7 protein-coding genes are annotated in these 16,583 nt (G+C 47.5%); 6 read left to right on the plus strand and 1 reads right to left on the minus strand.

Features of this window, described 5'->3' with window-relative positions:
- Positions 1-192 precede the first annotated feature (192 nt).
- From JXQ28_01410 to JXQ28_01420, 3 genes are all read left to right on the plus strand, one after another.
- Positions 193-2,478: a carbohydrate binding family 9 domain-containing protein gene (locus tag JXQ28_01410; GenBank protein ID MBN2276378.1), complete on the plus strand. Its 2,286-nt coding sequence runs from the start codon at positions 193-195 to the stop codon at positions 2,476-2,478.
- 110 nt (positions 2,479-2,588) lie between these two features.
- Positions 2,589-3,953, plus strand: a complete 1,365-nt coding sequence (gene rmuC, locus JXQ28_01415; GenBank protein ID MBN2276379.1) for a DNA recombination protein RmuC — start codon at positions 2,589-2,591, stop codon at positions 3,951-3,953.
- Between the two features lie 584 nt (positions 3,954-4,537).
- Positions 4,538-6,787: a thrombospondin type 3 repeat-containing protein gene (locus tag JXQ28_01420; protein ID MBN2276380.1), complete on the plus strand. Its 2,250-nt coding sequence runs from the start codon at positions 4,538-4,540 to the stop codon at positions 6,785-6,787.
- Between the two features lie 64 nt (positions 6,788-6,851).
- On the opposite strand, the gene JXQ28_01425 is transcribed toward JXQ28_01420, so the two are convergent.
- Positions 6,852-8,138, minus strand: a complete 1,287-nt coding sequence (locus tag JXQ28_01425) for a peptidase C1 (GenBank protein MBN2276381.1) — start codon at positions 8,136-8,138, stop codon at positions 6,852-6,854.
- Between the two features lie 220 nt (positions 8,139-8,358).
- Between JXQ28_01425 and JXQ28_01430 the strand changes: the two genes are divergently transcribed.
- The 3 genes from JXQ28_01430 (at position 8,359) to JXQ28_01440 (ending at position 16,409) form a co-directional block, all read left to right on the plus strand.
- Positions 8,359-10,533: an immune inhibitor A gene (locus JXQ28_01430; protein ID MBN2276382.1), complete on the plus strand. Its 2,175-nt coding sequence runs from the start codon at positions 8,359-8,361 to the stop codon at positions 10,531-10,533.
- 69 nt (positions 10,534-10,602) lie between these two features.
- Positions 10,603-12,738: an agmatine deiminase family protein gene (locus JXQ28_01435; GenBank protein ID MBN2276383.1), complete on the plus strand. Its 2,136-nt coding sequence runs from the start codon at positions 10,603-10,605 to the stop codon at positions 12,736-12,738.
- Between the two features lie 563 nt (positions 12,739-13,301).
- Entirely contained in the window at positions 13,302-16,409 is a 3,108-nt protein-coding gene (locus JXQ28_01440) for a hypothetical protein (GenBank protein ID MBN2276384.1), read from the plus strand.
- The last annotated feature ends 174 nt before the right edge of the window (positions 16,410-16,583 follow it).

Here is a 16,583-nt window from a genome sequence, read left to right on the forward strand (position 1 = left end):
GGCCCGGCACCCATCTGCCAGCCCTAAATCTGCTTAACTCCGTTTATCCGGGGGATTGGCCAACTCGCCAATCCCCCGTTTTCATTGGTCCTTTGATCCTTCATATTTATAAAAGCCACACTGAAACATTGACAACCGGATATCGTATCTGCCATATATAATAAGCCGCTATTCTATTTGTATGGAGAGACTATGGGAAAACATATCCGCCGTTATCCTCATAACCCGATTATATTAACGATTATAATCTGGGCAATGCTGACCATCACGGTTTCTGCAACTGGTGATTATCACCCGGTTTATAATCCTTCCATGCATGTCCAGCGTTTTTCCGGAAAGATCGTCATTGATGGCAATCTCGATGACAGCGGCTGGCGAGGGGTCACGGTGGCGGATAATTTCGCCGAACATAATCCTGGTGATCAAACCCGTCCCCCGGTGGATACCAAAGCCATGATGACTTATGACAATGGGAAATTATATGTGGCTTTCATTTGCTATGACGATCCCACAACGATTCGCGCCAGTTATTCCCAGCATGATAATATGGGTAATGACGATAATATTTGCCTGATCATTGATACTTATGGCGATGCCGCCTGGGCCTATGAATTAAATGTTAATCCGCTGGGCATCCAGGGTGATTATCTCTGGTCAAGGTACGGCGGTGAAGACGAAAGCATGGATCTGATCTGGGAAGCGATGGGACGAATCACCGATTCAGGATACCAGATTGAGATGGCGGTTCCCTTCAGCAGTCTTCGTTTTCCCGACACCGAGGAACAAGTCTGGAAGGTGGATTTCTGGCGCAATCATCCCCGCGACTCACGAAGGCAGTACTCCTGGGCGGCTTACGACCGCAATAACCCCTGCTGGGCCTGCCAGTGGGGGACGATTACCGGGATTAACAATGTCAAACCCGGGAAAGGAATTGAATTTCTTCCGGGAGTCATCGGATTTCAGAGCGGCGGTTTGATTGATGATGACGATCCGCAGTCGAAATGGAAAAACAAGGATATTGATGGTGAGGTATCACTTGGTATAAAATATTCGATTTCATCGGATATGACCGCCGAGGCTACCTATAATCCCGATTTCAGCCAGATAGAATCGGATGAAGAACAGGTCGATGTTAATACCACTTTCGCCTTATTTTTTTCAGAACGGCGGCCATTCTTTCAGGAAGGCAGTGAGTTATTTAATACGTGGCTTAACGCGGTCTATACACGGACTATTAATGATCCGCTGGGAGCCGTCAAGGTTGTCGGCCGAAGCGGTCGATTCAGTGTCGCTTACTTGCTGGCTTATGATGAAAATTCACCGATCATGATTCCCATGAGGGAGCAGACCGCTTTCGGGATGGCCGGCAAAAGCACTTCGAACATTCTCCGGGTAAGGCAAACCTTCGGTGAGGAATCGCATTTTGGCGCTCTTTTCACTGATCGCCGGTTCGATGTTGGCGGTTCGGGAACGGTTTTCGGATATGATATGGCTTTGAGATTTCTTGAAAATTATAATTTTGAATTGCAGTTGCTGGGAAGTTATACCGAAGAACTCAATGATCCCGAATTGATCGATACCACTGCCGAAGATGGCTATGGAGTGGTCTATTTCGACCGAGATCATCATACCCTGGCGCTTGATGGCGAAAAATTCTCCGGGCATGATTTGTATGCCAGCATCGGACGAATCGGCCGGCATTTCTGGTTTGATCTTGATTATAATGAAGAATCGCCGACCTTTCGGGCCGATAATGGTTTTGTTTTCATGAACGGGACCCGATCCATGGAAATTTCCGGCGGTTATGAATTCAATTTCGATAATGGTTTCTTCGATAATATCGAGCCCCGATTCGGATATGGCCATGTCTGGGTCCACGAAACCGGACATTTCAAGGATGAATGGTTGTGGTATGAAGTCGGAAGCATGGTGAAAAGTCAGACTTATATCGAACTGGGAGGACTTATCAGCCGGGAGCATTTCCACGATATGCAATTTAACGGAATCTGGAGCGCCTATTTCGAACTCAGCAGTAATTTCAGCCGTTTTATATCGGCCGGGATGGCCGGATCATATGGAGATCGTATTGCCAGAACCGAGGATCCGCCGGTTATGGGAAAAGAAACCGATCTGGATATTTCAATAGCTTTAAAGCCGACCTGCCGTTTGAAAATTCAACAGGGATATGAGTATTTCAAGAATGTTGAGGAAGCCACCAATCAGCCTTTAAATGAGGGTTTTATTTATTACGCCAGGTTAACCTATCAATTCGATAAGAGGTTTTATATCAGGCTATTTGCCCAATATGATGATTTCGATGAAACCTGGCAGGTGGAGCCTTTATTGACCTATCGACTTAATCCTTTTTCAGTGTTTTACCTCGGGGCCACAGAGAATCTGCACAATTATGGTTTAAACGGGTGGGAAAAAACCGAACGCCAGTTTTTCTTCAAACTGCAGTATCTTTTCCAGGTCTGAAAAGCCGATTTTATTCACATTGTGATGGCAATTATGACAATAATTGCCTATTCTGACTGAAAACAGACGGAATCGGAATTCATACACCCGAATTTTTTTAAAAGGGCTTTATGGACTGGTTAATATTTCTGATTGGATTTGTCGGCGGGGCGGTCATTTCGGGATTGGTGATCTGGCTTATTAATCGATCGACGAATTCGGCCCTTGTTACGCGGTTGAATCAGGCCGAACAACAGACTGTTAAAATCGATGAGGAGCTGGTCAGGTTTCAAAGGGAAAGCGTTGAATTAAAGACCAAATTGGCCCGTCTGGAGACCACCCTGGAACAGGAAAAAAAAGCCGCCGGGGAAAAGATCGCTCTTCTGGAGCAGGCTGAAAAAAAGCTTACCGATGCGTTTAAATCACTGTCATCCGATGCCCTGAAAAGCAATAACCAGAGTTTTCTGGAACTGGCCAAGGCGACTCTGGAAAAATACCAGACCGAGGCCCGGGGTGATCTGGATCAGCGGAAACAATCCATAGAAAATATGGTACAGCCAATCCGGGAATCTTTGGAAAAGGTCAACCGTCAGGTTACGGAAATGGAAAAGGCCCGGGAGGGCGCCTATCAGGGTCTCAGTGAACAGGTCAAATCCCTGATTACGACCCAGGAAAAGCTGAAGCATGAAACGGTCAATCTGGTCACCGCCCTGAGAAACCCGATGGTGCGAGGCCGTTGGGGCGAAATTCAATTAAAACGGGTGGTCGAAATGGCCGGGATGTTGCCGTACTGCGATTTCACCGAGCAATCCTCAATCAATGCCGCGGATGGCCGTCTTCGACCGGATATGATAGTTCGTTTACCGGGCGAAAAGACGGTGGTGGTCGATGCCAAAACGCCGCTTCAGGCTTATCTCGATGCCCTTGAACTGGAAGACCCGGACGCCCGTAAACGCAAAATGAAGGAGCATGCCGGGCAGGTAAGACAGCATATTGTCCGATTGAGTAGTAAAGCCTACTGGAGCGAGCTGGATTCTTCGCCGGAATTCGTGGTTATGTTTCTTCCGGGCGAGAGTTTTTTCAGCGCCGCGCTGGAGCACGATCCCATGTTGATCGAGGATGGAGTTAAATCCGGCGTCATTCCTGCCAGTCCGACCACCCTGATCGCCCTTTTGAGGGCCGTGGCCTTTGGCTGGAGGCAGGAGAAATTGGCGGAAAATGCCCAGGCTATCAGCAACCTGGGGCGTGACTTATATGATCGGATCAGGGTTCTGGCCGAGCACTTCGGGGCAGTGGGCAAAGGACTGGATAAATCGGTCGAGGCTTACAATCGAGCGGTCGGCTCTCTGGAAACCAGGGTTTTAATTGCCGCCCGCCGATTCAACGAATTGGAAGTGGACACCGGCAAGGAAATTCCCGGGCCGGAGCCGGTTGAAAAATCTACCCGCTGGTTGCAGGCGCCGGAATTGACCGGTAATCAAGACAGCGAAAAATAATCCTGGCGGATTCCAGGAAAACATTTCAAGGTGGCTGTCGGGATCTTTAAAAATGAAACATTAAAATTCAAAACAACGTATTAAATCATTAGAATATAGCATTTTAGACTTGACGAAATGACTGGTTTTATATTTATTATACTTAATTAGGTTGGTGTTACCGGATCGGGTAAGAACCACTTAACAAGATACCTGCCATACTATTGTCAATCAGGATACGCCGTCGGGCGGGCGTGGACTAAGAGGGGTTTAAGTTGGGAAGCGGCTTTTATGGGTATGATGTTCAAAAAGATTCCAATTCCGCTTAAAACGGTTAACATTGCCGGTTTTTATGGCTCATATTATCCTCTTAAGCTAAATAAAACCATGGAATTTTACGATTTATAGGTAAGAATCCGCTGAATAAGTAATTACGGAGGAATGGAGGGCAAAAAAAATTCTGATTTATCTCACCGCCAAGAATTGATATATACCGCTGTAATATTTATAAAAGGGTAACAAACGCCTGATATTTTACATTATGTAGTAACAACGAGAATAATGAGTATAATAAACTCTAATCACAGGAAAAGAAAGGGAGACAGATGTTAAGAAGCTCACTGATTTTGGGAGTTCTCCTGATTTGTTTGCTGGCTTTTGCCGTTACGGTCAGCGCCGACAGGTTATCGATACCGGCGGCCAAAGCCACCAAGCTAACCGAGTCACCTCGGGTTTTAAAAATTCAGGGCGAACGTTTTACCGGAGATACTCCGGCATCGTTAAGGGCCGATATCAAACAGGGCGGTGATGATCTGGACAATGCCACGGTCATTACTTCCCTACCGGCCACTCTCACCGGGACAACCGTTGGTTACACCAACGACTATGATGAAAAATGTCCCAATTCATCGGCTTCACCCGATGTAGTTTATTCTTATACTCCGGTGGGAGGACAGCGTATTCATATTATTTCCTGTAATTCAGCCTACTGGACCAAGCTGTATGTCTATGATGCCGATACAACGGCAGTAGCCTGCAATCAGTATTCCGACAGTTGCCTGCCGGATTATCGGGCCGCCATTTATGATCTGGCCATAACGGGCGGAGAAACCTATTATATCGTGGTTGACGGTTACGGGGGGCAGTCGGGCGAATATGAAGTCTATATTGAGGCCCGTCCGCCAATTGACACTTTGAATGTTCATCCCGCCCTTGGCGATAATGGTCAGGGATTACTATTCTTTGCGGATGAGTACAATGAATATGACACCACCATTTACTGGCAGACTTCTCTGGATACGGGAAACACCTGGTCGGATGCCGTTTACTGGACATTTTCGGGCGGCGCGGCCATTTATCCCTCGATTGAATATCTCGGATTTGACACCTCCTTCTATGGTACCTGCGTTCCACCGTATGAGTTTTACAGCGGAGCTCCAAACTATCTTGTGGTATTGACCGATGCTACCGACGTCAGTACCGCCGCGGGTCAGTACTGGAACTGGAGTTCTTATGGCTGGCATGATATGAGAATGGTGGACATCGCCAGCGCTGTCCATGGCGAAAACTGGCAATGGGGCATTCAGAGTATGATTCACAGTACGACATACACCGACCCGGCCATGGTAGATGCACCCCATGTTTTCTACCCGACGGATTCTGAAGGTTATGCGAGTATAAGCTGGTACAACGATCTTGATGGCTGTAATTCCACCACCAATGATCTGGATCGGGCGACCTTTATGGCTTACGCGGTTTACGACCACTATAACGACTCTCTGGGCCTCTGGGAATTGTTTGCCCGTCAGGATGATGCCGCCTATTTCACCAGCGAGGATGAAGATCCCAACGCCGGCGGATGGACTTTCATAATGGAAGATACAACCAACTTCCAATACCCGGTTGTTTGTTCCTATGATGGCGCCTTGATTATTGTGGGAGAAAACTACGACGGCGCTGATCCGGATGACAAAGACCTTATTTGTTTCTATACTCTTGACGGCGAGATCGGCAACCTTGTTACCAATACCGTGGTTGCCACAACAGCCGCGGAACGTTTCCCGAGAATCCAGCATATTGCCAATCAGACCTTTGTGGTCACCTATGTTCAAGACAATGAGCTTTATGCTGTTCTGACGGAAGACGGCGGCATGACCTGGGGAACCCCGGAAGTCATCAGCGTCACCGGTGACATGGTTGTTCCCGAATACCGCTCGGTCGATATCGGCGAATCCGACGGTTATGTGGTTCATATTGCCTACGAGTATTTTGTCCATATGAAGGGTGACAGTTCGGTTACCATCAGGCTTATGCCGTATCAGGTTTATGGCTACCCGGATGATGACCTGGATGGAATCCCCAACATGAGCGACAACTGCCCGTTGCATTACAATCCGGACCAGGAAGACGGCGATCTTGATGGTATCGGTGATTCCTGCGACAATTGCATAGCCGTCGCTAACAACGATCAAACCAACTCGGATACCGATTCCCATGGCGATGCCTGCGATAATTGCCCGACCGTTGATAACGAGGATCAACTCAATTCCGACGGTGACACTCATGGTGATGCCTGCGATAACTGCCCGACCGTTGACAATGAGGATCAGGCGGACAGCAACGGCAATGGTGTTGGTGATGCCTGCGATTATCTCTGCGGCGATGCCAACGGCAATGGCCAGATCAACATCCTCGATTGCACCTACCTGATTTACTACCTCTACAAATCCGGGCCGGCTCCCGATCCGGCGGTATCGGCTGATTGTGACGGCAACGGAGCCATCAATATTCTCGATGCCACCTATCTTCTGAGATATCTATATACCAGTGGACCGGCGCCGATTTGCGAAGGATAATTGATTAATTTCCGGTTTATAAGGGACGGTTGAACGCCGTCCCTTTTTTATTGTATCTTGGAGACTATTTGAGTTGACTGAATTTGGTTAGAATATCTCCCAGGGCATCTTTATGAACCATAAAGGTAAGCATTTTTAATTTGATATAATCGTCACGATAGAAAAAATATCCTTCGAACTTACCCCGGCGGCCGCTTCGGGCCGAATCCTTGATTAAAAACCAGTCTCGTCCTTTGATATTCCTAAATCCGATTACATGGATTCCATGATCGTCACCGGTCGATTCATTATCGGTACGGAATTCGCGCGAATCCTGGTTTATATATTTCCCGGGAATGTCGAAATCGGGGACCACGGCGATATCCTCAAAGCCATAATAGCCCGGTTCGGAGATATCGCCGCCCAGCGCGACCGTATAACCCTCGCCAATCGCTTTTTTCATCAGGCCGTACCATTCATCGAGCGGGAGATTGTAATAGGAACTGTCATGCCACCAGTTATCCCAGACTTTGAATTCGCCGATGCTGTAAAACGGCACCCGGAGAGTCGACATGGCATCAATATAATCCTCCGGCTTTACCTGCAGGATTTTCTTAAAGAATTCCCGCGGAGTGAAAGTGGCACCTTCGAATTCAAAATACTCCGGCGGCCGGCCCATATATTTATCAAGAATCAGTGTCACCGATTGTACCGCAAGGTCCTCATCCCAGTAGCCGCCATTTTTTATGAAGGCAAGGTAATCCCGGATTTCCTGTGACATTCTCTCATGGTCGTACCTCTCCCCCGTGATGAGCCCGGAATAGGCATCGATGGGAACTGCCCCGTACTTTTCCATGACACGAAAGACGGCATTACTCATGGAACCGTCATAAACCGCGAAATCGCCTCTTTCACGGATAAAATGCCTGACCTTATCGAGAAATTCATAATACACGATATACATCTCGGACAGCTTGATTTTTTCCCCGGTCACCCGATAAATTTCGGATTCAACGAATGATATCCCGGAAAAACACCAGCAGGTTCCGGTTCGATACTGGGCCACCGGCGGAAAATGAAAAAGGGATTTGAATTCATCGGGCGAATTCGGGCGCGGAATTTGAGACATATCAAACCGGAGAGACATAGCCAGCGCCTTGTCGGCCTTATTTCTTTCCGCCTGTTTTTCGCGGATATCGGCTGTCAGGCTGTCGCGCGCGGCCTGTTCTTTATCCGCCTGCTCGCCGATTTCCTTTAAAACCGGGTCCTCATACTTGGGGACATACTTGACATGATCATTCTGGCCCGCCGCCGGGTGAATGACCAGGATAAGGGCCGCAAGCAGAATAATGAAGGCAGCAGGTGATTTCATCAGATCCTCCCGATTAATAATAATCCAAGATATATTTTAAACCATCATTACCGATGAAAACCAAAAATACAATTTAACCGATATTGATAAAAGATATCAATCTAATAAATTAAATATGATATTGGCGTTTGCAAACATTCGAAATTTTACCTTGCGATTTGCATAAAGTTATGTATATTAATGTATTACATACTCGCCACAAACCACATTGGGAGGACCGGTGTCATATTTCAAGATATTGTCAGTTGCATTGGTTTTAGTTGCCATTTCCGTCTGCCTGATGGCGGCTTCGGGGGAAATTTATGTTGAAGCCAGGATTATTTTAAAATCCAAATCAGATTTCATTAAATTGTCGGAATTGCCGCTGGATATTGTCGGACGAGGCGATAATTTTATTAAAATCATAACTACTGATTCGGAATTAAAAAGGCTTGAATCACTGGGCCTGACGACAGAGATAATTCACCCTGATCTTAAAGCCTTTTATAAATCACGCCTTACCCCTGACAAAGATATGGGGGGATATAAGACCCTGGAAGGAATAAACGCTTATCTGGATACCCTTATCGCCGATCATCCCGCAATTTTTTCCCAGAAAATCAGTATCGGCCAGACAATCGAGGGGCGCGATATGTGGGCGGTTAAAATATCGGATAACCCCGAACTGGATGAGGATGAACCCGAGGTACTTTACACCGCGGCGATTCACTGCCGTGAGGTGATTACTCCGGAAGTCCTTTTTTATTTCATGGATTATCTGGCGGATAACTACGGTACCGATCCTGATGTCACCGATCTGGTCGATAATCGGGAATTGTGGTTTATCCCGCTGGTTAATCCCGATGGTTACTATTATAATCAGACCTATGATCCCGATGGCGGCGGGATGTGGCGTAAAAACCGCCGCGATAACGGTGATGGGACTCATGGGGTCGATCTGAACCGGAATTTCGGTTATGAGTGGGGGTATGATAATTCCGGGTCATCACCCTATCCCAGCGATCCGACCTATCGCGGAACCGGACCTTTTTCCGAACCGGAGACCCAGAATCTGAGAGATTTCCATAACGCTCACGATTTTATTATTACCCTGTACTACCACTCGTATTCCAATTTCGTTTTATATCCCTGGGGATACGAGACCATATTGACTTCCGATCATGACATCTTCGCGGCCATGGCCGATACCATTAGTGATATGAACGGATATGATCCCGGAACGGCCTGGATGCTTCTTTACCCGGTCAACGGCGGCTCCGATGACTGGAGTTACGGCGAACAAACAACCAAGAACGTGAGTTTCGGAATTACCATTGAAGTTGGAGGCGATGCCGACGGTTTCTGGCCCTCACCAAGCCGGATTCCGGCCCTGGTTTCCGAGAACCTGGCGCCGAACCTGTTTTTGGCTCGACTGGCGGGAAATATTTATCAATTGCGGGCTCCCGAGCAACCGATTCTCACCCTGGCCGATACCGTCAATGCGGCCGATTATACGGTTTCATGGAGTCATGACGACACTCTCAATCCGGCGTTAGCCTTTGAGCTTGTTGAACTCCAGAATTATCAGCAGGGCCTGACCGATTCGGCGGTGAATTTCGAAAACTGGATAAACGACGAGTATTCTGTTTCCACAACGCGCTATTATTCGGCACCATCGAGTTTTTATTCCGGTGAGGATAACAACTTATATTGTCACTTTCAAACCCGTAATCAAGTCAAGGTCTCGATGAATGACAGCCTGAAATTCTGGACGTACTATGATATCGAAACGGATTGGGATTATGCCTATGTCGAGGTTTCGCTGGATGGAATCGTTTTCACACCCATTGAGGGCAATATCACCACCGAATACGATCCCTATGGTAATAACCGGGGACATGGAATCACCGGATCATCGGGCGGATGGATTGAAGCTGTATTTGATCTTTCGGTGTATGCCGACCGCAAAATATATATCCGTTTCACCTATGAAACCGATTCCTATACTACCGAAGAGGGATTTTATGTCGATGATATTTCCCCAATCGATAGATATGGCGCCGAGACGCTGATCTCATCGGATATTGCCGATTCAAACTACACTTTCACCGACAAACCGGAGGGCACTTACTATTATAAGGTCAGGGCTGTCGATGCGGAAAATCAATGGGGCGAGTACTCGGTTATCAGGAAGACCGAGGCGGTAACCATGTTCCTCTGCGGCGATGCCGATAACAACGGGGGTATAAATATTCTCGATGTCACCTTTTTGATTGCCTATCTGTATAAAGAAGGGCCGGCCCCCAATCCGACTCAGGCCGCCGATGTCAATAATTCCGGGGAGATTAATATTCTCGATGTTACCTATTTCATCAAATACCTTTATACGGAAGGACCGGAACCGAATTGTCCCTGATAATTATGGATACCGGAGACTATAATTGAATCGGTCGGCACAATTACATAATATTGATTGAGGAAGAATATGCTGGTAAGATATCTTTATGGAATAATGGTTGTCCTGTCAATACTATTTACCGGTGAGATTGTTGCCGATGATTCTATTCAGGAAGAATATTTGCCGATCGGCCTGACGCCTGAAGAAATGCTTCGCCTTGATGAGATCGGCCTTTATCATATTCGCACCAGCCCTCCTCCCGGCCCAATCAGGAATTGCGCCGAATGGGAACCCTCTGAGGGTGTCATTATTCGCTGGCCGCTGGGCATCTCCATTGACATTGTGGCGGAATTATCGGAGGACCTGATGGTCACAACGCTGGTTTCGAGTACCTATTATATGAATCAGGCCATCAGTTCTTACACGGCCGGAGGCGTTAATATGGACAATACCCAGTTTGTCATTGCCTCGACCAATTCCATCTGGACTCGTGATTACGGGCCCTGGTTTATTTTTGACGGCAACGACAGCCTGGCCATTGTGGATCATATATATAATCGCCCCCGCCCTCTTGATGACCAGATTCCCTGGATTCTCGGCGACGAATGGGATCTTGAAGTTTACGGCATGGACCTGATTCACACCGGCGGCAATCATATGTCCGATGGATTGGGTAGGTCGATGTCAACGCGGCTGGTCTATAACGAGAATACGGATAAGACTATGGCCGAGGTCGATTCTATTATGCTGGCTTTTCTGGGCAATGATTACACGGTTCTCGATTATATTGAATCCAGCGGGATTCACCACATTGACTGCTGGGCCAAATTTCTGAATCCGACTACCATTCTGGTCAAGGATGTTCCTCCGAGCAGTTCCAGCCATGCCCTGCTCAATGCCCGGGCCGATTACCTTGCCCAGCAAATCAGCGCCTGGGAACAACCTTACACAATTGTCAGGGTTTACTGCCCTTCCGGAACCGCTTATACCAATTCTATCATTCTCAACGACAAGGTCCTGGTCCCCATTTTCGGCGACACGTATGATGATAGCGCCCTGGCCACTTATGAGGCGGCTATGCCGGGATATGAAATAATCGGATTTACCGGTTCATGGCTTGATGATGACGCCATCCATTGCCGGACCATGGGGGTTCCCGATCGGGGCATGCTTTTTCTCAAACACACTCCCCTGGCCAACACCTCCGATGTGGTAAATGATTATGAGGTTGGAGTTAAAATCGTGGCCCATTCCGGGGCCGGATTAATTCCCGACTCGCTTAAGCTTTTTTACAAAACGAAAAGCCAGATTTTTTCCTGGACTTACCTGACTCCGACGGCATATCCGGATTCTTTTATCGGCTATATTCCGGCCCAGTCGGCCGGGGTCACGATTTCTTATTACCTGCAGGCGGCTGATTCCTCGGGACGGGTGGAAACCCATCCTTATATAGGCGCTTTTTGGGCTCACCAATTCACAATCGAATCGGCCAATCTGCCGCCGCAGATAATCTCCCCGGCCTTTGATACCTGCGCGCCATCACCGGAGATATTCCGGTATATCGCCACCGCGGTTGATCCCAACGGGGGCATTCCCGAAATCAGCATAATCGATTTTCCATCATGGTGTGAGATAATCGGCGACACTCTGGAAGGTCATGTCGGTTGTGATGATTATGATACTTCTTTTACAATTATTGCTTCCGATGGCGAGTTGGCCGATACGCTTGAAGTTACGCTGGTGGTGGATCATTCCAATATCGGTCCGGAAATAATATCGCCGGGTGACACCATTATGACTCCCTGCCTTTCCCCGTTTACATATTATCCTGATATTAACGATCCCGACGATTCGCAGCACAGTATTATATACGAAATATATCCCTCCTGGTGCCAAGTGGTCAACGATTCCCTGGTCGGCACAACTCCTTCCGAAGAAACGGCGGAATCGGTAACCGTTATTGTCGGCGATTTCTGCCGGGCGGACACATTATCATTCATAGTGGCCGCATATAATGTCTTTATCTGCGGCGATGCCGACGGAAGCGGCGCGATTAATATTCTCGATGTCACTTTTTTAATTAATTATCTTTATAAAGATGGGCCGAGTCCTTCGCCGGTGGAGGCCGCCGATGTCAACAAAAGCGGGGCGGTCAATATACTTGATGTCACATATTTGATAAATTACCTTTATAAAGACGGGCCGGAACCGGATTGCCAATAAATTGATTTTTTTTCTTGACAAATGGGTGATGTTAATATATACTTTAATAGTGATATTAATCGCTGAGGCTATCCCGACAATTGCTTCACATACTGCTGAGGTAGAAATAGTCATACCGCTAAAGTTTTAAATTAACCTTTAACTTTTAAGTTTCGGAGGAATTGGAATTTACTCCGGGATGATGGCGGCGGTAATGGTTATTTCGGTTTTCTTAGGTTTGTTTTTTTCTATCAATCGATTATCCGTCGTAAATTATCTGATCCGAAATACTTTCCCGCTGGCGTCGGGGATTTTCGGGTTTTTATCCCGGAGACGATATCCAGCCAAATATTAATAGGATTTTCTGTTTAATCGGCGGGAGGGACAGAGCCTGCTTTCCCCCAATAAAATACTAACTTGCTTTATCTGGATAATTCCGTATATTATTGGGGTCTGCAGGTTCTGCAAATGCTTCTGCGGGCGGGTCGGGCCGCCCGCGGAAGCCGATCAGAGGACAACTTTTATTGAGAATAGTGCCCGATAATTTCCACCTTGAGAGTACCTTTTAAAAAGGAGTGAGAGGGATGTTAACCAAGTTTACCAGCAGGCGGCCGCATATAATCATTGCGGCATTGATTCTCATCGCCATGGGTACAGCCATATCCGGTGTCCGGGCCGATGAAATCATACCATATCGTATCGAAATTGAGTCACCTCCTTTGGCCAATATGGGTACCGCCGTTTTGGTTCCGGTCCTGAAAACGGCCGGATCCGAGCCGATGCACGGCTTTGATTTTCTGATCGGCTATGATTCCGGGCCGCTGACTCTGATGAACGCTCACGGCGGAACAATATTCAATGACAGCGGCGGTTACCAGTGGGAGTATTTCACCTATAGGCAGACCGATAACAGCGGTTGCGGAACCGCCTGTCCCTCGGCCCTGGTTCGATTTGTCGCCGTGGCTGATCTGAATAATGGACCCCATCACCCTATTCAGTTGTCGATTCCCGATGAAACCGTTCTATTTTATTTCACTGTTTATATTAATTCCAATCCGGATTATGCCTGTCAAGTAGTGCCCATGCGTTTTTACTGGATGGATTGCACCGACAATGCCATTGCCTTTGGCAATGATCCGGGCGAAATATTCCTGGGAGTATCGGATAATGTATATGACTTCGACGGCAGTGAAATATCCGACTCCTCGGCTTTTCTGCCCACTTATTCCGGGGTTCCGGACTTTTGTATCGACAGCCTGAATTCCAATTCTCCCCAGCGGGTGGTCGACTTTGTCAGTGGTTATATTGAAATTGCCTGTGATATCGGTCCCGAATATATCGGTGATATCAATTTGAACGGCATTCAATATGAGATTGCCGATGCGGTGGTGTTTTCAAACTATTTCCTCTATGGATTGGAGGCTTTCACCATCAATGTTGAAAGCCAGATAGCGGCAACCGATGTTAATCTTGATGGAATAGTACTATCGGTCGCAGATTATGTTTATCTTCTGAGAATTATTGATGGTTCCCTCTTAAAAGGCCCGCTTCAGACCAAAATAACCTCGTCCGGTATATTGTATCTGAATTATACCGGCAGTTCGATTATAGTGCAGTCCGACTTCGAGGAAGATGCCGGAGGGATTCATCTGGTGTTTTACGCCCCGGAACTGGCTGTCACCGGTGATTTTACCATAACAGGCGCGTCGACCATTCAATATATGGACCTCAGTTACGGATTCGATCATGATTCCCTTAAGATCCTGGTGGTACCGCCGATTCCTTATAACGATTCAGCCTATATACCGGCGGGTCCGGCCGATATTCTTGAAATCGTTTACAATGGCGAGACGCCCGATTTCATATCGGCCCAGGCTTCCAACCGTCAGGGTGAATTGGTTACCCTTACCGTTGAAGAAATTTACGCGCAGGAACCGACCCCTTTTGGTATCGAAACCGGCTCGCTGAATAATGTCCCGGTCGGTTCCCTGGTTTCAATCCCGGTGACCAAAACGACCGGCGATGAACCGATGGGCGGTTTTGATTTTCTTATTAATATCAATTCAGAAGCTCTTGACTCGGTCAGCGTGACGCCAGGCGAGGTATTCGATATTCCCGGCAACTATGAATGGGAGTATTTCAGTTACCGCTTTGAGTCCGAGGTCTCCCCCGGTGGAACATTCCCTCCCGGTCTGCTTCGGGTTATCGCTGTGGCAGATATGGCCAATGGCGAGCATACGGCGCTCGAGAAAATAATCCCGGATGGAACCGTTCTTTTCTATCTGAACCTGGATTTAAATGAAAGCTATTTGACCGGATGTGAAATCCTGCCCCTGAGATTTTTATGGAAGGACTGCGGGGACAATGCCGTTGCTTATTACGACGGTTCGGATGTCATTCTGGCCGTATCCGATCAGGTATATGATTATGGGGATATCAATATCACCGATCCCGATGATGATTTTCCGACGTGTTACGGAACGCCGGAAGAATGCATCAATCCATCTGTTCCCTCTCCACCGGTCCGGCTGATCGATTTCAAAAACGGTGCTATTTTCACGGCCTGTGACAGTATTCTTGATATCGGTGATTTGAATCTGAATGGAATCGGATACGAAATCGCCGACCTTGTCACATTCACCAATTACCTTTTCTACGGCTTATCGGCCTTTACCATAAACCAGGAGGGTCAGATAGCCACTTCCGATGTCAAGAGCGACGGCATTCCGCTGACCATGGAAGATTTTATTTACCTGCAACAGGTAATTCTGGGTTATGCGACTCCATATCCCTATTATCCGCCGATGACTTTCACGAGTTTTAACGGCTTATTGTGTGTCGAAAACGAATCCGATTCATCGCTGACGATTAAAACGGCCTTTGAGAAAGCCGGCGGCGGATTATACTTGCGCTTTTTTACGCCGGAACTTGATTCGGCACAGAATATCTGGATTGACAATGTGCCCGAAAACCTGTCCGCCGGATTTGACCTGATCAATGACACGCTGATTATACTCGTGGCGGCTAATTGGGGAGAGGCTCCATTTGCTGATCCACCTCAAATCGATCCCGGTTTGATAAACCTGATGCAGATATACTATACGGGATCGACACCAACCCTGATTTCGGCCGAAGCCGCCGGATTTTATGGCGAACATGTCGATTTATATATAAGCGTACTGCCCAATAATCCCCCGGTTTTCGATAATTACCCGACCCAGCTGATAAATGACTGTCAGGGCGGGTTCGAGTATACTTTCACGGCTCAGGATCCGGATGATCCACCCGATCCGCTCACCTTTTCAATCGTATCCGGTCCCGGAGAAATCGATGCTGAGACCGGGCATTGGGTTTTTTATCCGGTCTGTCTGGATACCGGCACGACCATGATTCTGGAGGTATGTGTCGGCGATATTGCCAATCCGTGTCCCCAGGAAGATCCAAACTGGCATGCCGTGGTGGAACTGATAATCAACGCCACGCCGCCTTTGGTCGGCGATATCGATGCCAGCGGCGCGATCAATATTCTTGATGCCACCCGGCTGATTAATTACCTTTATCAGGGAGGGGCGGCGCCGGCACCGATACCTGAGGTCGGCGATGTTGACGGAAGCGGGTTGGTTAACCTGCTGGATGTCACATATGTAATAAATTATCTGTATAAAAGCGGCCCCAAGCCGTATTGCCCATAAGAGAGAGACTCATCTCTCGATGCGAATGGGGGTGGCTGTTTTAAGCCATCCCCATTATAATTTTCCTTAATTTTTTAATATTTATTTAAACGTATCCATATTAAATCCGTTTCTCTGTTATTGTATATTATTGACTAATTCTGAATAAGTTAAGTATATTTATTTAACGGGATT

This window comes from Candidatus Zixiibacteriota bacterium, assembly GCA_016933955.1.
GTDB lineage: Bacteria > Zixibacteria > MSB-5A5 > GN15 > PGXB01 > JAFGTT01.

Excerpts from the sequence above, each read along its gene's own strand:
- JXQ28_01410 (MBN2276378.1), top strand. The coding sequence starts at position 193 with ATGGGAAAACATATCCGCCGTTATCCTCATAACCCGATTATATTAACG.
- JXQ28_01435 (MBN2276383.1), top strand. The coding sequence starts at position 10,603 with ATGCTGGTAAGATATCTTTATGGAATAATGGTTGTCCTGTCAATACTA.
- JXQ28_01420 (MBN2276380.1), top strand. The coding sequence starts at position 4,538 with ATGTTAAGAAGCTCACTGATTTTGGGAGTTCTCCTGATTTGTTTGCTG.
- rmuC (MBN2276379.1), top strand. The coding sequence starts at position 2,589 with ATGGACTGGTTAATATTTCTGATTGGATTTGTCGGCGGGGCGGTCATT.
- JXQ28_01440 (MBN2276384.1), top strand. The coding sequence starts at position 13,302 with ATGTTAACCAAGTTTACCAGCAGGCGGCCGCATATAATCATTGCGGCA.
- JXQ28_01425 (MBN2276381.1), bottom strand. The coding sequence starts at position 8,138 with ATGAAATCACCTGCTGCCTTCATTATTCTGCTTGCGGCCCTTATCCTG.